At 66.4% G+C, this 17,439-nt stretch carries 17 protein-coding genes and 2 pseudogenes; 8 read left to right on the top strand and 11 right to left on the bottom strand.

What is annotated here, in order from left to right; all coding sequences use genetic code 11:
- The first annotated feature begins 116 nt into the window (after nucleotides 1-116).
- Together OHA58_RS31650 and OHA58_RS31645 are read left to right on the top strand one after the other, a co-directional pair.
- Nucleotides 117-419, top strand: coding sequence for a DUF1876 domain-containing protein (locus OHA58_RS31650; RefSeq protein WP_405482986.1), 303 nt, complete (start codon nucleotides 117-119; stop codon nucleotides 417-419).
- Nucleotides 420-485: 66 nt separating this feature from the next.
- Nucleotides 486-875 (top strand): annotated as a pseudogene (locus tag OHA58_RS31645) (NAD(P)-dependent oxidoreductase); the annotation flags it as partial.
- A 96-nt stretch (nucleotides 876-971) separates the two neighbouring features.
- Here the strand turns inward: OHA58_RS31645 and OHA58_RS31640 are convergent.
- Nucleotides 972-1,544 (bottom strand): hypothetical protein, encoded by a 573-nt coding sequence (locus OHA58_RS31640; protein ID WP_405485278.1) that lies wholly within the window; start codon nucleotides 1,542-1,544, stop codon nucleotides 972-974.
- A gap of 263 nt (nucleotides 1,545-1,807) precedes the next feature.
- Between OHA58_RS31640 and purB the strand changes: the two genes are divergently transcribed.
- From purB to OHA58_RS31620, 4 genes are all read left to right on the top strand, one after another.
- Nucleotides 1,808-3,250 (top strand): adenylosuccinate lyase, encoded by a 1,443-nt coding sequence (purB, locus tag OHA58_RS31635; RefSeq protein WP_116500128.1) that lies wholly within the window; start codon nucleotides 1,808-1,810, stop codon nucleotides 3,248-3,250.
- Nucleotides 3,247-3,852 (top strand): mismatch-specific DNA-glycosylase, encoded by a 606-nt coding sequence (locus OHA58_RS31630; protein ID WP_405485276.1) that lies wholly within the window; start codon nucleotides 3,247-3,249, stop codon nucleotides 3,850-3,852. The genes purB and OHA58_RS31630 overlap by 4 nt, the downstream gene beginning before the upstream one ends.
- A gap of 977 nt (nucleotides 3,853-4,829) precedes the next feature.
- Complete coding sequence (locus OHA58_RS31625; protein WP_405482984.1) at nucleotides 4,830-5,585, top strand: DUF6879 family protein; 756 nt, start codon at nucleotides 4,830-4,832, stop codon at nucleotides 5,583-5,585.
- 10 nt (nucleotides 5,586-5,595) lie between these two features.
- The gene (locus OHA58_RS31620) at nucleotides 5,596-6,438 is read left to right on the top strand and encodes a helix-turn-helix domain-containing protein (protein WP_405482982.1); all 843 of its coding nucleotides are present in this window, start codon (nucleotides 5,596-5,598) and stop codon (nucleotides 6,436-6,438) included.
- 232 nt (nucleotides 6,439-6,670) lie between these two features.
- Here the strand turns inward: OHA58_RS31620 and OHA58_RS31615 are convergent, their stop codons facing one another.
- The 6 genes from OHA58_RS31615 to OHA58_RS31590 form a co-directional block, all read right to left on the bottom strand.
- The gene (locus tag OHA58_RS31615; protein ID WP_405482980.1) at nucleotides 6,671-7,288 is read right to left on the bottom strand and encodes a hypothetical protein; all 618 of its coding nucleotides are present in this window, start codon (nucleotides 7,286-7,288) and stop codon (nucleotides 6,671-6,673) included.
- Nucleotides 7,289-7,302: 14 nt separating this feature from the next.
- Nucleotides 7,303-8,829, bottom strand: a complete 1,527-nt coding sequence (locus OHA58_RS31610; protein WP_405485436.1) for a terminase — start codon at nucleotides 8,827-8,829, stop codon at nucleotides 7,303-7,305.
- Nucleotides 8,830-8,863: 34 nt separating this feature from the next.
- The gene (locus OHA58_RS31605) at nucleotides 8,864-9,181 is read right to left on the bottom strand and encodes a hypothetical protein (RefSeq protein WP_405482979.1); all 318 of its coding nucleotides are present in this window, start codon (nucleotides 9,179-9,181) and stop codon (nucleotides 8,864-8,866) included.
- A 39-nt stretch (nucleotides 9,182-9,220) separates the two neighbouring features.
- A complete protein-coding gene (locus OHA58_RS31600) occupies nucleotides 9,221-9,607 on the bottom strand; it encodes a hypothetical protein (protein ID WP_405482978.1) in 387 nt (128 codons plus the stop codon).
- Nucleotides 9,608-10,183: 576 nt separating this feature from the next.
- Nucleotides 10,184-10,789 (bottom strand): DNA primase, encoded by a 606-nt coding sequence (locus OHA58_RS31595; protein WP_405482976.1) that lies wholly within the window; start codon nucleotides 10,787-10,789, stop codon nucleotides 10,184-10,186.
- Nucleotides 10,790-11,044: 255 nt separating this feature from the next.
- On the bottom strand, nucleotides 11,045-11,302 hold the full coding sequence (locus OHA58_RS31590; protein WP_405482974.1) for a hypothetical protein: 258 nt from the start codon (nucleotides 11,300-11,302) through the stop codon (nucleotides 11,045-11,047).
- A gap of 390 nt (nucleotides 11,303-11,692) precedes the next feature.
- Here OHA58_RS31590 and OHA58_RS31585 point away from each other — a divergent pair, with 390 nt between their 5' ends.
- A complete protein-coding gene (locus OHA58_RS31585; protein ID WP_405482973.1) occupies nucleotides 11,693-12,298 on the top strand; it encodes a DUF4352 domain-containing protein in 606 nt (201 codons plus the stop codon).
- Between the two features lie 770 nt (nucleotides 12,299-13,068).
- Here the strand turns inward: OHA58_RS31585 and OHA58_RS31580 are convergent.
- On the bottom strand, nucleotides 13,069-13,437 hold the full coding sequence (locus OHA58_RS31580) for a hypothetical protein (protein ID WP_405482972.1): 369 nt from the start codon (nucleotides 13,435-13,437) through the stop codon (nucleotides 13,069-13,071).
- Nucleotides 13,438-14,225: 788 nt separating this feature from the next.
- Nucleotides 14,226-15,809: a recombinase family protein gene (locus OHA58_RS31575; protein WP_405482971.1), complete on the bottom strand. Its 1,584-nt coding sequence runs from the start codon at nucleotides 15,807-15,809 to the stop codon at nucleotides 14,226-14,228.
- 20 nt (nucleotides 15,810-15,829) lie between these two features.
- Between OHA58_RS31575 and OHA58_RS31570 the strand changes: the two are divergent.
- Nucleotides 15,830-16,018: pseudogene (locus OHA58_RS31570) on the top strand (mismatch-specific DNA-glycosylase); the annotation flags it as partial.
- Nucleotides 16,019-16,063: 45 nt separating this feature from the next.
- Here OHA58_RS31570 and OHA58_RS31565 read toward each other — a convergent pair.
- Together OHA58_RS31565 and OHA58_RS31560 are read right to left on the bottom strand one after the other, a co-directional pair.
- Nucleotides 16,064-16,870 (bottom strand): SAM-dependent methyltransferase, encoded by an 807-nt coding sequence (locus OHA58_RS31565; protein WP_405482969.1) that lies wholly within the window; start codon nucleotides 16,868-16,870, stop codon nucleotides 16,064-16,066.
- Nucleotides 16,871-16,960: 90 nt separating this feature from the next.
- On the bottom strand, nucleotides 16,961-17,395 hold the full coding sequence (locus OHA58_RS31560; protein ID WP_405482968.1) for a hypothetical protein: 435 nt from the start codon (nucleotides 17,393-17,395) through the stop codon (nucleotides 16,961-16,963).
- Nucleotides 17,396-17,439: the final 44 nt, after the last annotated feature.

The raw sequence follows: 17,439 nt of genomic DNA, 5'->3' as shown, positions 1-17,439 counted from the left end.
CCCGCGAGAAATGGGTATATCCATAACAGAACGTGATGAACTCGCCGAATGAGCCCGCACGGAGGGATTCTGGAAACTGCTGGAATCAGAGAGACCGGAGCCTGAGGAGGCACGTCATGACACACGCCGAAGAGTGGAAGGTCGGCGTCTACCTGACCGAGGAGGACGGCATTACCAAAGCCCGGGCAGTGCTCGCCAACGGGAAGACGCAGATGGTCGGACGCGGCAAGGCGCGCTGCAATCCCCAGGACGTGGAAATCCCCGCGATAGGGGACGAGCTCGCGGCGAGCCGGGCGATGCGCGACCTGGCCGGTCAGCTGATGCACGCCGCCGACCGGGACCTGGCGGCGGTGGGCGCCGTACCCGATCTGCCGCGCACCGCCTACGGCTGGCCGGATGACGCGGGCCCGGCCAGGTAGGCTGCCTCGCCGCCACGGCTGAGCGTCGTACCGTTCCGGCGTGCACGATCCCGCGGCACCGACAACGAGGACGCGGGCTTCGCGGCCCTGCACGACGTGGCCCTGCTCAGCGCCATGTACGGGATGTTCGCCGGGGCCGCGCACGCCTTCGCCCTGATCCGCAAGGAGGACATCGACCCCGCGTCGCTCGCCCCGCTGCTGGCCGACTGGCTCGTCGCGATGGCCCCGGCAGTTCACCAGACCGCCGACCATCTGCGGAGCGGCGACTACACCAAGGGCGTCGTCTCCAGCCTCGCCATGCAGGTGGCTGGCACGCCGGCCTTCCTGAGCACCGCCGAGGTGCCGGGTGTCAGCCCGCAACTGCTCAGCCCCTGCTTCGAGCTAATGCGCCGCCGCCTGGCCGAGGACAGCGGCGAGGAGGATCTGACGGGCGTCATCGACCTGCTGGTGCACTGACCAGCCACTTGCTGCCACAGAAGCGACCGTGCCGGTCACAGTCCTCAACGAGACGCTGTGGACCAGCACTTTCACAACACGCTCTAGCCCTCACGTTCACAGCGGGCCCGCGTGCCGGGCCGAACACCGCTGCTGTGACCTGCACTTGGGAACCGGCCTCGTCGTACGCGGCATGCACCGAGCAAGCTGTGTGGCAGTCGCCGCGCAGTTCACCAAGGACGCCCCTCTCGACGCGCAGCAGGCGCTGGGCGGGTGGGTCGTCGATTGGCTTGAGCAGGCGATCGGGTCGTCGGCGCGATGTTCAACGATCACGAATCCGGCGCCGGTGGCAGGCATGAGGACGCCGCGGGGAAGGGCCTCCGCGGCCCGATCGGGGAGGCCGAGGCGTTGCAGGCCGGCGCAGGAGACGACCAGGGCATCGAGTCCTTCGTCGCCCTGGTCCAGCGGTTTGATCCTGGTGTCGAGGTTGCCGCGCAGCGCGCGGACGGTGAGCTGGGGGAAGCGGATGCGGAGCTGGGCAGCTCGGCGTGGGGCGATGGCGCCGACCACTGATCCCGGCCGCAGCTCTCGAAGGGGCGTCGGGTCGGCTCCGGCCGGCAGTACGACGGCGTCGCGGGAGTCCTGCCAGAACAGCACAACACAGAATGGCACGCTCAGCGCCGCACACATCTGAGCCACCTGGAGCGGAACGGCCAGCATTAATGCCACACCCTCCGAGATGAGCACAGCACCTGCTCCTGAGCTGACGCACGACGAGCCCCCCGCCGGATTCCCGGCGGGGGGCTCGTCGTGCGCCCACCCTCGCCCGCCCGTCTCACACCCGTCTCACCAACGTGACGTGACGAGAACGGCCAAGAAGCCTCTGAGCTGTACGTTCCTACATCACGTGGACGGTTAGGAGCCTGTATGGACGCCCGGTAAGCTCCGTACACGTGACTGCTGCGCCTGCAAAGCCCCGTATCCCGAATGTTCTCGCCGGACGCTACGCCTCCGCCGAGCTCGCCACTCTCTGGTCCCCCGAGCAGAAGGTGAAGCTGGAGCGTCAGCTCTGGCTCGCCGTGCTGCGCGCGCAGAAGGACCTCGGGATCGAGGTGCCGGACGCCGCTCTCGCCGACTACGAGCGCGTCCTCGACCAGGTCGACCTGGCCTCCATCGCCGAGCGCGAGAAGGTCACGCGCCACGACGTGAAGGCCCGTATCGAGGAGTTCAACGCCCTCGCCGGTCACGAGCAGGTCCACAAGGGCATGACGTCCCGCGACCTGACCGAGAACGTCGAGCAGCTCCAGATCCGCCTCTCCCTGGAGCTCGTGCGCGACCGCGCCGTCGCCGTGCTTGCGCGCCTGGGCAAGCTGGCCGGTGAGTACGGCGAGCTGGTCATCGCGGGCCGCTCGCACAACGTCGCCGCGCAGGCCACGACCCTCGGCAAGCGCTTCGCGACCGCCGCCGACGAGCTGCTCGTCGCGTACGCCCGGGTCGAGGAGCTGCTCTCCCGCTACCCGCTGCGCGGCATCAAGGGCCCCGTCGGCACCGCGCAGGACATGCTGGACCTGCTCGGCGGCGACGCGGCGAAGCTCGACGAGCTGGAGCAGCGCATCGCGGGCCACCTGGGCTTCTCGCAGGCGTTCACCTCGGTCGGCCAGGTCTACCCGCGCTCCCTCGACTACGAGGTCGTCACCGCGCTCGTACAGCTCGCGGCCGCGCCGTCCTCGACCGCCAAGACGATCCGTCTGATGGCCGGGCACGAGCTCGTCACCGAGGGCTTCAAGCCGGGCCAGGTCGGCTCGTCCGCGATGCCGCACAAGATGAACACCCGCTCCTGCGAGCGCGTCAACGGCCTCATGGTCATCCTGCGCGGCTACGCGTCGATGACCGGTGAGCTGGCGGGCGACCAGTGGAACGAGGGCGACGTCTCCTGCTCCGTGGTGCGCCGCGTCGCGCTGCCGGACGCGTTCTTCGCGCTCGACGGTCTCCTGGAGACGTTCCTGACGGTGCTCGACGAGTTCGGCGCGTTCCCGGCCGTCGTCGCCCGCGAGCTGGACCGCTACCTGCCGTTCCTCGCCACGACGAAGGTCCTGATGGCGTCGGTGCGGGCGGGCGTCGGCCGCGAGGAGGCTCACGAGGCCATCAAGGAGAACGCCGTCGCGTCGGCCCTCGCCATGCGCGAGCAGGGCGCCGAGCGCAACGAGCTGCTCGACAAGCTCGCTGCGGACTCCCGGATCCCGCTGGACCGCGCCGGGCTCGACGAGCTGATGGCCGACAAGCTGTCCTTCACGGGCGCCGCGAGCGACCAGGTCGCCACCGTCGTCGCGCGCATCGAGGAGATCGTCAAGCAGCACCCGGAGGCCGCCGGCTACGCGCCCGGAGCGATCCTCTGACCAGGCTGACCCCCGCGGACGTGGAGGCCGCCCGTGACCGCATCGTCCCCGATGTGGTCGCGAGCGGCCTCTCCGTGCTTTTCTGCGGGATCAACCCGGGCCTGATGACAGCGGCGACCGGCCACCACTTCGCGCGCCCCGGCAACCGTTTCTGGCCCGTGCTCCACCTGTCCGGGTTCACGCCTCGGCAGCTGGCCCCCGCCGAGCAGGAGGAACTCCTCTCCTACGGGCTCGGGATCACGAACGTCGCCGCGCGGGCCACGGCGCGGGCGGACGAGCTGAGCGCGCAGGAGTACCGCGACGGCGGCCGCCTGCTCACTGCCAAGGTGGAGCGGCTGCGGCCGCGCTGGCTCGCGGTCGTGGGCGTGACGGCGTACCGGTCGGCCTTCGCAAACCGTAGAGATACCCAGTCATACACTCGCGGCCTGACCTGCGGATACGACAAAGCCCCGCCCACTCTCCCAGCAGCAAGGGAGTGGACGGGGCCTTCGCCGCCGGAGCGGGCAGGGTCCCTAACGGCGACGCCGGGACCCTGCCGCCCCTCCGTGAACCGGCTGGGAGATCCGGCCCACGGGTCTGTGGTGGGACGTCAGTCCCAGTAGAAGATGCCGCCCCCGGGAAGGGCGGCCTCGTGGCTCGGGTGGTGGCCGTCAGGGAGCGTGCACCGGACGATGAGGGACGAGAGGTCTCGTCGGCACACCGCCAAGAGGCTCCGCGCCAGGAGACGCGGGATCGTGGACACGGCGGCACACAGGGGCGGAGATGTCATAGCAACGGCCCCCGCCTCTCCTTCGCCTGAGCCACTGCACACGTCGGGGCGCAGGCCCAGAGGTCGATGCGGGTTCTACGTCCGGCACGGGTCTCATAGACGGGCGGTAGCGGCCGGTCCTCGTAGAGCCGGCCCCCGCACAGTGCGCAGGCCCAGCCCCGCCGCTGATCCCCCGTCAGGGACTCCACTGCGGGGAGCTTGTCCTCCTGCACGGTCATGACGTCGCCCTCGTCACGACGGGCCGCTCCGCGACGGCTGCACGGCGGCGCTCGCCCTCGTTCGCCGGCCGGAGGTGAGCGGGGTCGGCGTCCCACTCACGCCCGCCACCGGGGGCGCGGAGCTGAACGTACGGCCCGACGTGGCCCCTGATACGACCTAGCTTGTCCGTCGCTGTGTCGACGACGAGAGAACCGATTTCTAGTTTCACCGTCACGCCCCTTGGCCCCCTTGCCGAATTGCGTCGGCCAGACGACAGGCAATGTCCGCGCGGACCCGCCCCAGATTCACGAGCCCTGTGCCGAATGACGCATCGTCGACTCCCAGCGAGGGGAGGACGATTCCCGCCTGATTAAGGGCGGCCCTCAGCACCTCTATTGCGTCCCGCGCTTCGGTGTTATCCGGCTCTCGCGTGCTGACCATGCGTTAGACGCTACGGACGGTAATCGCGGTCGGTCGACGCGATGTTCTCGAATGTTCTCGTCAAATGGCCGGATGTTCCCGTGTGTTCTCACGGCGGAAGGCGCATCCTGTGGAGAACACGGCCCCCAACGTCGACGCTGAACGGACCAACACCCGCGAGAGGAACCGGTCATGGCTCGCACAATCCGCTTCAACGGCACCGACAGTAAGAACGGTGGTTGCCCCGCCGTGCACGAGATTGTTGGCACGGACGACTTCATCGTTCAAGGAGTACCTGTCACCGACCCCAACGAGGTGGCCCAGCTCCGTCACCTAGGCCCCGATGACGTCGCCGTCGTCGTTCCGCGGGAGACTCTCGTCAACCACGGACCGAAGGAGCTTGTACGCGTGGCGAAGCTGATCGACCTGGAGGAGTTCGGGCGCCTCTTCGAGACGTTCGAGCACACGGCCTGGAGGCTGGAGACGCGGGGCCGGTACCAGTCAGACACCGAGGACCCGACATACGAGGAGTTCGTCCGCGCGGGCCGCTTCGACCTGGACACCGACGACGACTGGTCACAGCTCATGCGGCGCCAGACGTCAGCCGGTAAGACCGTCGGCCGCGTCCGGGTCGTCGACGAGACACCGACCGTCGGACAGCTCTTCCTTCTCGCCGACGCCCCGCGCAATGCTGCCGCGGGTGAGGACATGCGCTACCTCTGGCGTCAGGAGGCCGACGCACGGAACCTCCCGCGAGAGGACTTCTGGATCTTTGACTCCCGCCTCGTCGCAGTGCTCCGCTTCGACGACGAGGACGTCCTCCACGGTGCAGAGATCATCACGGAGCCGGCGGAGGTCAACCGCTACATGCAGCTCCGCGACATCGCCACGCACGGCGCCATCCCTCACGACGTCTTCGCCCAGAGCGTCGCCCAGCTCGATCAGTGAGTGAGAACCGGTGAGCACGGACTACCAACAAGCGCGGGTTGCCTTCGGGATCTCGCTGCGGGAGATCCGCATGTCGTCCGCGCTCACCGGTACTCAACTGGCCTCCGCCCTCGGGTGGCCTCACTCGAAGATCTACAAGTGCGAGGGTGGCAAGCAGACCATGACGGAGGCGGATCTCCGTCTGTGGGTCGATGCCTGCGGTCAGCCGGACAAGTTCGCTGGGATGCTGTCCCGCCTGCGTGGGTTCGAGTCTCAGATCCGCTCGTGGCGGCGCCAACTGGCCTCAGGTCACAGCCCCGTTCAAGACGGCTGGAACGTTGAAGTCGGGCGCTCCACCGTCATCCATGCGTGGGAGGAGTCGGTCGTCGCCGGCATGTTGCAGACGGCCGACTACGCACGCCACGTGTTCATGCGCTACGGCTCGTTCTACGGCACGGCCCGCGACGCCGACGAGGCCGTCCGTATCCGGGTCAAGCGCCAAGAGTGGATCTACGAGAGCGGCCACACCCTCCGCGTCATCATGTGGGAGGCAGCCCTCCGCGCCCTCGTGTGCCCTCCGTCCGTCCTGGACGCCCAGCTCGACCGACTCTCCAGCGTTGTCGGGATGAACACGGTGGAGCTCGGGATCATCCCGTTCAGTGCGTCGCTCAAGCTGCCGACGGCCAACGGGTTTTGGATCTTTGACGAGCGGTTGGCCGTCACCGAGGACTGGCACGCGGAGGTGTGGCTCGACGACGCGGAGAACATCCGCCTGTACGGCCGCGTCTGGAAGACTCTTCAGGAGTCCGCGGTCTATGGCGCTGACGCTCACAACGTAATCAACGCAGCACGGAGAACGCTCAGTTCTCGTTGATGTCGTCCTCGCGCGACGGCACCCGACCGCGAGTTCGGCGGGCAGCCACACCGCATCATCGCCTAGCTCGTCGTCCCGCTTCGCGGCGCTGGCAAGGACGTCAAGGAGCGCATGGGCGTCGTCGAGGCTGAGGAGCGGAAGGTGGTCATCGCGTATGCGGTCCCCCGTGGTTGTGGTCAGGGGTGCACGGTACGGCGAAGGGTGGGCAACGGGTGTTCCTGTGGATAGCGGTTCAGCGCAGCCAAAGGGACCCTACTGCTACGACAAGACCCGCTGTCGAAAGGCCCGATCCCAGAGCAGCGACCAAGGTGCTCCGCCGCTGCTGCTCGTCCATGTTCAGCGCACGCTTGATGGTCACCCCCACGAAGGGATCAAATGATGTGTCGACATGCTCCTCGGGGCCGTCGACCAAGACGGTGTACGTGCAGCGCTGCTTGACTGCGAGGAGTGCGGGATTGATCTCCAGATGCTCCCCTGCAATCAGAGCGCTGGGCGCAACGCGCGTTGCTGGTATCGACTCAGCGCTCAGCACTGCAACGATCGGGGTCTTGAAGTCAAAGACCAGGCCGTCACCGTTGAACTTGTCGCTGGTTACTTCACGCTTTGACGGGTTCCAGATCTCCAACCTGACTACTCGCGGGTTGGTGACAGATGCACCCCCGTGGAACACAGCAAGATCAGGATCCGAGGTACTCAACAACGATGTGTTGGTGCGCTCAGCCCACCGCAACCGCAGTCGTCGCCCCTGCAAGAACACGGCGACTACACCACCCGCGGCCCCCAACAGCCCGCTGACGATGCCAACAAACAACGCACTCTGATACCAGGGGTCCCCCGCGGCAATGACCATGCGGAGTATCTACATCACACGGCCCTCAACTGCCAACACGCCCTGCGCACACGATGGTTCACACTCGCGCCGCTTCGTAGTGGTGCGCCCGACCGCCCCGCCACAGCACCCACGACGGATCGTCGAGCAGCTTCTCCATATTCGGCAGGCCCGCGCGGCTCAGGAACTGAACGCATCTTCGCTGGTGACCAAGCTCGCCCTTGATCGTCGGAGGGTCGGACATTGCACCAAGCGAAGGGATCGATCGTGAAGTTCAGCAAGCGCGCCGCTGTCGCTGTTGCAGGGGTGGCCCCTCGGGCAACGGCAGCGTCAACCGATTCACGGTCCACCTGCCAGCCGTCGCCTTCGGGACCCTCCGGCTTCTCCCAGCACCCGAGCAGCATCAAGTGGCCGTCGGAGACGCGGCAGGCAGTGAGCGCCGTTGCGTCGTCGCGGATCGAGCCATCGAAGCCCAGCGTGACGAGGTCGCCCGCGGCTATCTCCTCCGCGCGTCGGCACAGGGCCCACGCGTCAGGATCCATCCAGGCATCGGAGGCGACGGTCCTGGAGTTCAGGAAGTAGCGCCGTCCGTCCGCGGAGTCGTTGCGCAGGTCGTAGAAGTCATCGACGAGCGACTCCAGGTCCATCCACTCCATGGCGTCGCCGTAGGCGTCCAGGAGTGCGGCTCGGAGCTCTTGCTCGTCCTTCAGGTTCTTGCACTCGCCCCATCGGTGGTCGTACATGAGGCGGGCGCGACCGCGCTTCTTACGGCCGTCGCGGATGGCTTCGGCTTCCTCGTAAGTGCGCTCCGCCACGGAGTCCTGCCCGGGGGCGAACATGGTCGTTGTTTCCAAGTACCACGTTTCGCTGCCGCGCTTGCGCTTGCGTAGGTTACGAGTGACGGTCGCGTACATGCGCCGCAGCTCAGGCGTGTTGTAAAGGTGGGTCTCGTCGAAGACGACAAAGGTCTCCTTGCCGCCATCTTTGGAGGAGCTGGAGGCGGTCGACGGCATGATCTCTCCGCCGTCAGGGAGGATGATTCGGGTAAGTCCCACGTCGACGTTGGGGACTTGACTCAGCGGCGACGCCTCGTCGGTCAGGTTGAAGTGGATGGTGTCGAAGACGTTGCCGGTCTGACCTTCCTCCGTCGCCATGATGCGGAGGTAAGGAACCTTGACCGGGCGTCCCATCGGTTCGCCAGCCTCGTAGACGTACTCGAAGCCCAGCCCCCACGGGTCGCGGTAGACCTCCCCGCCCTCAGCCCAGCCGGCGAATCTCGCAGGGCCGAAGGCTTCGAAGAGGGCGATGCGGGATCCAAGCCCGCTCTTGTCGCAGCCCTTCGGGCGACTGAAGAACGCGGAGTCGTAGAGGAGACGGCCCTCGTCGTCGTCGACGCCGTAGCAGTCGACCACGAAGCCTGTGTATTCGTCGCCGTGGCGTACGGGCTCGCCCTGGACGTCGCCAGGGCCGTGCACGACGAAGTACTCCATCCATGCGACCGCCATCCACCCAAGTGAGCGGGAGCGGTCATGACCGGGGGCGCGCACGATTGCGCGCGGCATGAAACCACCTCACCGGCGGCGCATGCCAGGGGAGCTACCTCCCAGCCGCCCAGTAGATCCAGCCCAACTCTCGGGCGGGCTTGAGAACAATTGACTTCAAGGGCAAGCCCTCCACCGTGAACCGAAGCTCTCCAGGGCTGTCCCCAGGGACAAACGCCGTGAGGAACTGCCGGAAGATCGTGACCCTGTGCGCGCCCGACTCGAACAAGAGAGAATCTCGTTGTCGCTCCACGGTGCCGACCCACGGCTCCCGCTCATCGACGAAGTAGAGGACGGCAGGAGCTGTCTGCATTTCCCGCCGTGCCTGAGCGCTCATTTCCTGGTACTCGTTCCAGCTCACGTCTTCGGACATGGCGCCCCTCCCTGGTTCCATCTGAGGGTATGCCGTCTGCTAGCCCGTCAGGCGGGCTCTCCGAGAGTTGATGTCGCTCACGTTGTCGGCGCGCTGTACGGGCGCCTGCGGGCGTGTGGCGGGGTCGTCGACCTTCAGCTTCAGGCGGGCGCGATCCTCCGGCGTGGCACCGAACTTCGCTGCCCTGAGCCGCACTTCGGAGGCGAACTCCCATCGGCCCTTTGCCCACATCGTGTGGTGCATCAGGGCGGTGTCGATGAGGAAGAGCCAGTCCGTCTGTACGAAGGTCTGCGCCTGTGCGCTGGAGCGCCAGGAGTCCCACCACAACTGCGTCATGGGGTGCCACTCGACGACCATGCCGTCTTCCTCACCCAGTACGCCGGCGGGGAGTTCAGGGCCGCGGAGCTCCTCGTCAGGGGTGATCACGGTCTCTGGCTCGCCAGCGTTGCGCCGGCGTCGCTTGGTTGGGTCCTTCGGGGCGGGACCTCGTCCGGCCATCAATCCTCCTTCACGCACGTCGTTTTGGGGTGCTGACGTCGGTCTTTGGTGCCTGCGTATGTGGCTGCTAGATTCGAGTCAGGCAGCCACTTACGGCACATGCCTACGGGGAGGCATTGCCTCCTGACACCCGCGGCAGAGTCCGACGGCTGGGCGCGGGGTACAGGTTATTCGCTTGGCAGCGTTACCCCTGTCGAGATTCGCGCGGCCCCCTGGGCAACGTCGGGGCGACTCTCGGTTTCGACCACATCATGTGGTCGGGCCGAGCACGCCTATGTTCGGTCTGACCATCCGTTCAGGAAGGTTTCGCAGGCCGAATGGAAACCGTCGGTTGGGCCGCAGCCGCAATCGCAGCGATTGGCGGCGTCACTTGGGTGATCGCCTACACGCTTGATCAAATCCCGTCCCTGTGCAGCAAGGCGACTCGCGCTGTCAGGTCTGTCCGCGAACTCAAAAGGGAAATTCGCGATCAGCCGTCGCAGCCTCAGATAACTGCGGCACAGATCACACAGACCGGAGTAGACCGTCAATAACGAAGGTCAACTCCGCGAGCACTGACGGGGCGTTGCCATGTCGGCGCCCCGTCATTGCGATGTAGCGGCCGGTCCCGTAGATCTCTACGGCCGTACCGTCGGGGCGCCGGATCTTCCGTCCATGGCGGACGTCAGCGCGACCCCAGATATGCAGTCCATCGCCGGACGGTGACACCTCTACGTAGGTGGCGCCTGCGTCGCGGACGATGGCAGCGGCCCACGGGGCGAGTTGCCCAGTGAGCAGGTTCAAGCAGTGGTCCAGGTCGAGACAGACGATGTCGTCGACGTCCGAGAGGACGAAGCCCAGACCGGCGCCAGCCGTCGAAGCGGCGGCTTCCTTGTGCGTGCTCCAGGTGCGGGGGCGCGTCGACGATGCCGCCATGCCGGCGACGGTCAACGGGCGCTTGTCCGCGGCGCGTCGAACCCACCTGTCGCGGGTCGTCAGCTCGTGGGGAGTCGCGTCCTTCTTCGCCGCGCGGTGCGCAGCCACACGACAACGGGTCGAGCAGAAGCGCGCGCGGTGTGAGTGCCGCGCCCCCAGGTGCTCCGAGCATCGCTCGCATTGTCGCGTGTTCATGGCTCCATCTTAGCGCGGCGTGTAACGGTAGAACAGCGCTTGACCTGCATTTATTCAAGTCGAACGCATACCGGCTCGCTGTGTCGCCGCCTCCCGTGTCGGGGTCTTCGGCAGTCCAACGGGCCGGCGTTCGGGCCTCCAGGCGGCGTCTGCGGACGTCTCAGCCACATCCCCCAGACCCGTACAGAGCGCGAGGCCCAGCACCTTTACGGTCGGCAGGGTGGCCGGCAGGGGGTCACCCCCCTGGGGTTAGGGCTAGTCGATCTTGGCCGTGAAGCCGGCGCGAGGCTCGCGACGATCACCGTCAGCTAGCTCGCCCTTGATCTCCAAGCGGCTCGGGACGAGCGTAATCGTCACTGTCGTGACGCTTCGATCGCGATCACTTCCGACCTTGATCTTCGGAGCGTTCGCAAGTCGACCAACGTCAACGCCGTTGATCACGACGCGAGTCACCATGACTCCGTCCTCGCCCGTGTCGTCGGCCTCCTCCAGCACCACATAGGCACCGCTCATGGGCTAGTCCTCCAGGGCGGGATGTGTGGTGGTAGGGCGGGCAGTACGTACGCGTGTGAGGGCCGCTGCTGAGCCGCCTTCACTACTGCTCTTGTGCCTGTGATGCCAACTGCACAACAGCCTTAGGTTCGTGGCTGTGTGGTCGTCTCCAGGGACGATGTGGTCCACCTCAGTACCAGGCAAGCCGCACTGTGTGCCATCGCTGTACGTGGCTACACAGACGCCCTTGTCACGGCGGATGATGCGGCGTCGGATACGAGGCCAGTCCTTCGGGAGGCGTGCTCTGCGCGTGCTGCCTTGCCACGCCATTGCGCCTCCTCACCGTGCGCTCGTGCCTTACGCTGACTGCTCCATGCGGCCAGGGGAGGCCGCTGTTTCATGGGGGTTGCTATGAGCACCTACGTTCGTCGTGCGGCTTTACTGGCCGCACCTGCCGTCCTCGTCGCCGTTCTGAGCGGCTGCACGAGCGTTGATGCCGACGTCGACAAGGCGGCGCCCAATACGCCGGCCGTGGAGGCGTCGGCCTCGTTCGACAAGGTGGACGCCGGCAAGAAGGCCGACACCGCGCCAGCGCCGTTGCTGGTCGTCGGAACACGCGGGTCGTTCACCGCTGTTGACAGTTCTGACGAGTCCGTGAAGACGAAGATGAGTGTCACCGTGAAGTCGGCGAAGTACGTTCAGCCCGCGGACATCGACACCACGAACAAGCCCGAGAAGGGTCAGTTCGTCGTCCTCACGCTCACCATCAAGAACGTGGGATCGAAGCCGGGCGCCTTCGCCCCATACGGCGCGATGAAGTGGCAGGACGACCAGACGGCCGCACAGGACTGCACCACGCTGGAGACAACCGACGGCCAGGACGTCGACGCGACGTACCAGCCGGGCCAGTCCGTCACAGGGGACGTCGTGCTCGACGTCGTCCGCAAGGGCGGAACCGTGAGCTACTACGACGACGCGGGGAAGGCAGCATTCGCGGTGTTGCTGCCGAAGGCGTAGCTCCTGGACGTAGCTCAGCCCCATCGCGGGGACTCTCCTCCGCGGCGGGGCTGCGTTGTTGTCGGGACGGAAGGATTCGAACCTTCGACTCCCCGCTCCCATGGGTGTATCGCAGGTTCGTATCCTGCCGGGGACCACCGGCCCTGCGAGGCCGTCGAAGTGACGTTCCACGTCCGGCAGGAAAGTGAGGCCCTCAGCCTCACCTACCTAGCAATACCTATTCTCTGCTCGGGCAAATCCGCTGCTGTACCCACTGGCGTAGCCGCGGGCGTAATCGTTGTTGCCGCCGATGCTTTGGTTGCTTTGGCTGCCACTACTTGCCCGGCAGTCATCCCGAGCATCCGCGTAACCCCCCCGGAATCCGGCGCGGAAGCCCTGTCGAAAGTCGTTGTCACTGCCGACTGCTGTGTGAGTCTGGTTCGGCGTGGCCGCTACTGCCGCCATTGACGTCACGCCAAACGGGGCAAGGGTGAGGATCAACGTCGAACCAGCAACTGCGGATCGCTTCCAGAGTCTTGCGTTCATGGCTGTTCCCCTCTGCAAGATGGGCCATATCCCCTCATTTTCAGCCTAGTAGCCCAAGTAGGTCTCGCAACTTGCAGGATGTCAATAACTCCAGCGGAACGCGCCGTGCCTCCAGGAGGACCGATAGGGCGCGTTGCATGCCGAGCCGTGGACTCGAACCATGGACTTACGGGCGGTCAATCCGGCGCTCGACCAACTGCGCTTCTGCCCATACACCCGCACACGTACATATGCGTTAGGGCCGTTCATGTGCCGCCGCCCAGCGTGGGGAAACAGACCTTCTGTCCGTTAACCCACTCGATGTGCGCGCAGTCTGCCCCACGGTGCTGCAGGGGGGGCGGCGAAGGAGGCGGAGTGGGCGTATGGATGGGGCTACAGACGATTTTCTTGACCTGCGTGATGACGAGCTGCCAGTGCCCGAACTTGAAGACCTTGACGACCTTATTGGTCTTCACGATCTTGCAAGGAAGCGGCACCCGTTGATGGCCCTGAATCGTAGTCGCCCGGTGCACCGCTGGCGCTTGCGGGGCTGCGCTAACTGCGCCTGCGGCGCCCTCCAAAATCATGGCAGAAAGCGCGACGCCAGTAGCGGCAGCTGCTCCGATGAGACGCATTCGAACCCTCCTCTGAATGCTTCTACCTCTACAGTCAAGGATACGCCTCGACGTCAGGGGCGCCTCAGGAGCGTGGGCACGTGGCCTATCTACTGAACCCGTCCCAGCAGCGGCGGGAGGTGCCCAAATCGCTCTCTCCGGGAATTGGCTCACGAGATTCAACTGACGTGGGCGCGACGGGATTCGAACCCGCGGTCCCACCCTTCGTCCGACTGCCGGACGGGTAAGGAACTTGGCAGTGTCACCCTCTAGGCCAGCCTCGGGGCACGCGTCCACCTCCCCCGTCGTCCGTCCCCTGGACGTCGACGGGAAGCATTGGGACGACCGGGGCCGCTCTACCGCGCGTCAACCCGGAGGAGAGTGCGGGGAGCGCAGGAGCGGTGCCGGCCGTCAGGGAGGGAAGCGGACGCCGCGCCATTCGCCGGCGTCGCGATCCTTCCCTCCTACCTCTGTTATGGGTCGCGTGTGACGCGGTAGTGATCTTGCTCCGCGTCCGCCTCTCCCGGGGCCGTGCACGGCCTGGCAAACTAACCCCCTTTTTCACAAACCTCTTAACGCGCGTTAGAGGAAATTGAAATAAGGGGTTGGTTTGGCACTTTGACCCTCAGAATGACCGCCTACGTCACTCGACGTAGCGAACCCACAGAACTTCGTCACTCCCTGGAGTTACCCACAGCATCCTGTGGACGGCGCGGACGGCTGGCGACGTCGACGAGGTGGCCAAACTCGCGCCGGGAGCCCCGGCGTTGGCCCGCCAGGGCTCCCAACTCCTTTACCTGAACGTGACCTTAGAGACTCTCTTGGTAGGTCACGTCGTCCAGCGCGTCCTGTACCGGGTCGACGTGCTGGCCGATCTGGAACGTCAGACGGTCCTCACGGGGCGTCCAGCGGTTGCCTGGCCCAATCCAGACGATCACGCCGGCGGAGGCGAGCATCTGCCGTCTGACGGTCCAGTCGGTTGCCGCGCGCCAGTCGTCGGCCCACGTGGTGTCCAGGTCAACAACCTCTTCGCGGGCCGGGATAACCGGCCGCTCCTTGAGCTTCTCCTGACGGTCCGACAACCCCTGTACTTGCGCTTCCACCGCATCCGCAGCCGCACCGCGGAGCCGCACGAGGCGGCCCGACAGTTCTTCGATGTCGGACGCCAGCTCGGCAATCTCTGCGGTGTGATCCACGCCGGCGACGCGGATCAGTTGCGTCCGCCGGAAGGGGCCGACGTGCGCCAGGAACTGTTCCTCCACGAACTCCAGGACGTGACTCCGGTTCATGCTGAACGCAGGGTCTCCGGGCGCGTGCTTGTCGCCGTAGCAGCGGAAGGTGTCGACCCAGACACCCCCACGCGTCTTGTACCGCGAGCCGTGCATGTTAGACCTACAGGTGACGCACCGGGCGATACCCAATAGTTCGTGCGCGTCACGTCGCGGCACCCCCTGATTGGGCAGTGCCAACGACTGCAACGCCGCCTTCAGTTGGTACCAGGTCTCATCGTCAACGAGCGGATCGGCGTGGACGACTGGAGACCCATCAGGGTGGCGGATGATGTTGCCCTCACGGGTTACTACATGCCCGCGCACAATTGGCGATCTCAACATGTCGTAGACAGTGGTGAGATTCCAGGTGTCTTCCGGGTCGTCAGGCCGCGGGGGCTTCGCGAGTCTGCCTTGATGATTCTTCGGAGTGACGGCATTTGACTCCTGGAGCCATCGGCGCACCTGCGAATAGTTCTTCCCCGCAATGGCTCGCGCTATGGCCTCTCGCCGAATCTTCGCGGTCTCCTCGTGGGGCGTAAGCCACCACCCTTCATTCCCGTCGCTGAACATCTTGCGAGTCAGCATGAAGCCGTATGGGAGTGTGCCGCCGGACCATCTTCCGATGGACTTGAGATGCGCCGCAGCCCCCTGGTTCCGCTCCATGATCGTCTGGCCTTCGAGCTGAGCAGCGAAGGCCAGGATGAGCATGATCAGCTCTGACATCGGTGACGCGAAGTCGAGTTCCAGCATGTCGCCGCCGGGACCCGATGCGAAGATCAGGCGCTTCTTATACTTCTTGGCGAAGCGTCCGAGATCGGCCATGTCAGCCATGCTGCGGACAGCACGGTCCATCCTCTGCCAGATCATGACGTCCCATGACTCAGGCGCGTTCAGCCACGGAGCTAGCTCGTCCCGCTCCCACGGAGTCGTTTTAAGGGCTGACACGTCCGTGTCTCGGGCCCAGCCAACGAACTCACCGCCGATGCGGTGGCACGTTCGGGTGACCATCTCCTCTTGCACTTCGGGCGACGTCGATGCGTCGGTGTACTTGCTCAGTCGGACGGCGCCGACCACGCGCAGCCGGTTCGTGCCGGTCTGCCATGCAGAGTTTTCCCTCCCCATGTATGACACGGTACTCACTTCGGTCGGCCTTCGGGGAGCCGAAGGCGAGGATCGGCCCGCAGGAGCGGATGATCGGCGGGACCCGGGTGTGGGCGCTGCCCAACCCCAGTGGTCTGAACGCGCATTGGACGGCGGCGACGATGGCCGAGGAGTACGGGCGGCTGCGCGCCGCCGCCTCGGAGGACGACGGGCCGGGGCTCCCCGGCTGACGCGACGCGTTACGGCTTGCGTGTCAGGTTGCCTTACGGCTTGCGTTACGGCTTGCGGGCCACGACGCCGAACTGGGCGACGAGCGGCCCCTCGTCGGCGCTGTCCGTCCGCCAGCGCGCGCAGGAGACGAGGCCGGGCTCCAGGATGTCGAGTCCGTGGAGGAAGCCCTCGATCTCGGCCCGGCCGCGTGCGGTGATCGGCGGTGTCGCGTTCTCGTTCCAGAAGCGCATCGCCGCCTCGTTTCCCTCGCCGCCCAGTTCCAGCGTGGGGTGCGTGAGCACGAGGTAGCTGCCGGAGGGGACTGCGTCCAGGAGGTGGCGCACGATGGACGTGGCCTCGGCGGTGTCGAGGACGAAGTTCAGGATGCCTAGCATCATGACGGCGACCGGCCGGCCGAGGTCGAGGGTGCCGGACGCGGCGCGGAGGATGGCCGCGGGGTCGCGCGCGTCCGCGTCCACATAGCTGGTGGCGCCCTCGTCCGTGCTGGTGAGGAGCGCGCGGGCGTGCGTGAGCACGATCGGGTCGTTGTCGACGTAGACGACACGGGAGTCGGGGGCGATGCGCTGGGCGACCTCGTGGGTGTTCTCGGCGGTGGGCAGGCCCGTGCCGATGTCGAGGTACTGGCGGATGCCTGCCTGGCCGGCGAGGTGGGTCACGGCGCGGCCGAGGAAGGCCCGGTCGGCGCGCGCCACTTCGCCGATGCTGGGGTACATGGAGGTGACCTGGTCGCCGACCTGCTCGTCCACCTCGTAGTGGTCCTTGCCGCCGAGCCAGTAGTTCCACACGCGGGCGTTGTGCGCGATGTGGGTCGCGGTCCGCTCCCCCGGTTCCTGCCCGCTCTGCTCGCTCACGTGCTCTCCCTCACCTCGGTCGTGCCATGATCCGATGCCAAGATCCCATGGTGGCACGGCAGTTCCCGCTCACCGGGTCCAGGCGCGGCATCAGGGCGGGTCCACGTCCGTGACAGCGGCGACGAGCCGGTACGGCAGGTCCTCGGCGCCGAGCGGGATGCCCAGCACGATCCATCGCCCGTCGGCCTGCCACACCTGGACGTCCGGCACATAGGCGCTGAGCGCGGCCCAGGGCTCCGGTATGTCCTCGCCGCCCTCGACCGCGCGGAGGCTGACGCTCCACAGGCTGAACCACTGCGGCTCACCCCAGCGCTCGGTGAGCACCGAGGAGAGCCCGTCCCGGTCGGCGACCCACTGGTCCTGAGCGGCACCCTCGGGGGCCGGCTCCCGGAGCTCGTCGCACGTCGCCAACTCCGCGATGTGGTAACCCGGTCCGCCGGAGCCCGCGTCCGATCTGCCGTGCTCCGCGGGGAACTCACGGGAGCGCAGCAGGTCGATCGTCGCGAGATGCTGTGCGGTGCTCATGACGTCCAGTAAAGCGGCCAGCACTGACATTTGGCGGGGCGTCC

It is taken from the genome of Streptomyces sp. NBC_00009 (assembly GCF_045040855.1).
In the GTDB taxonomy this organism is placed as follows: domain Bacteria; phylum Actinomycetota; class Actinomycetes; order Streptomycetales; family Streptomycetaceae; genus Streptomyces; species Streptomyces aureus.
The sequence above is the reverse complement of the archived record's forward strand: the minus strand, read 5'-3'. Positions and strand labels throughout refer to the sequence as shown.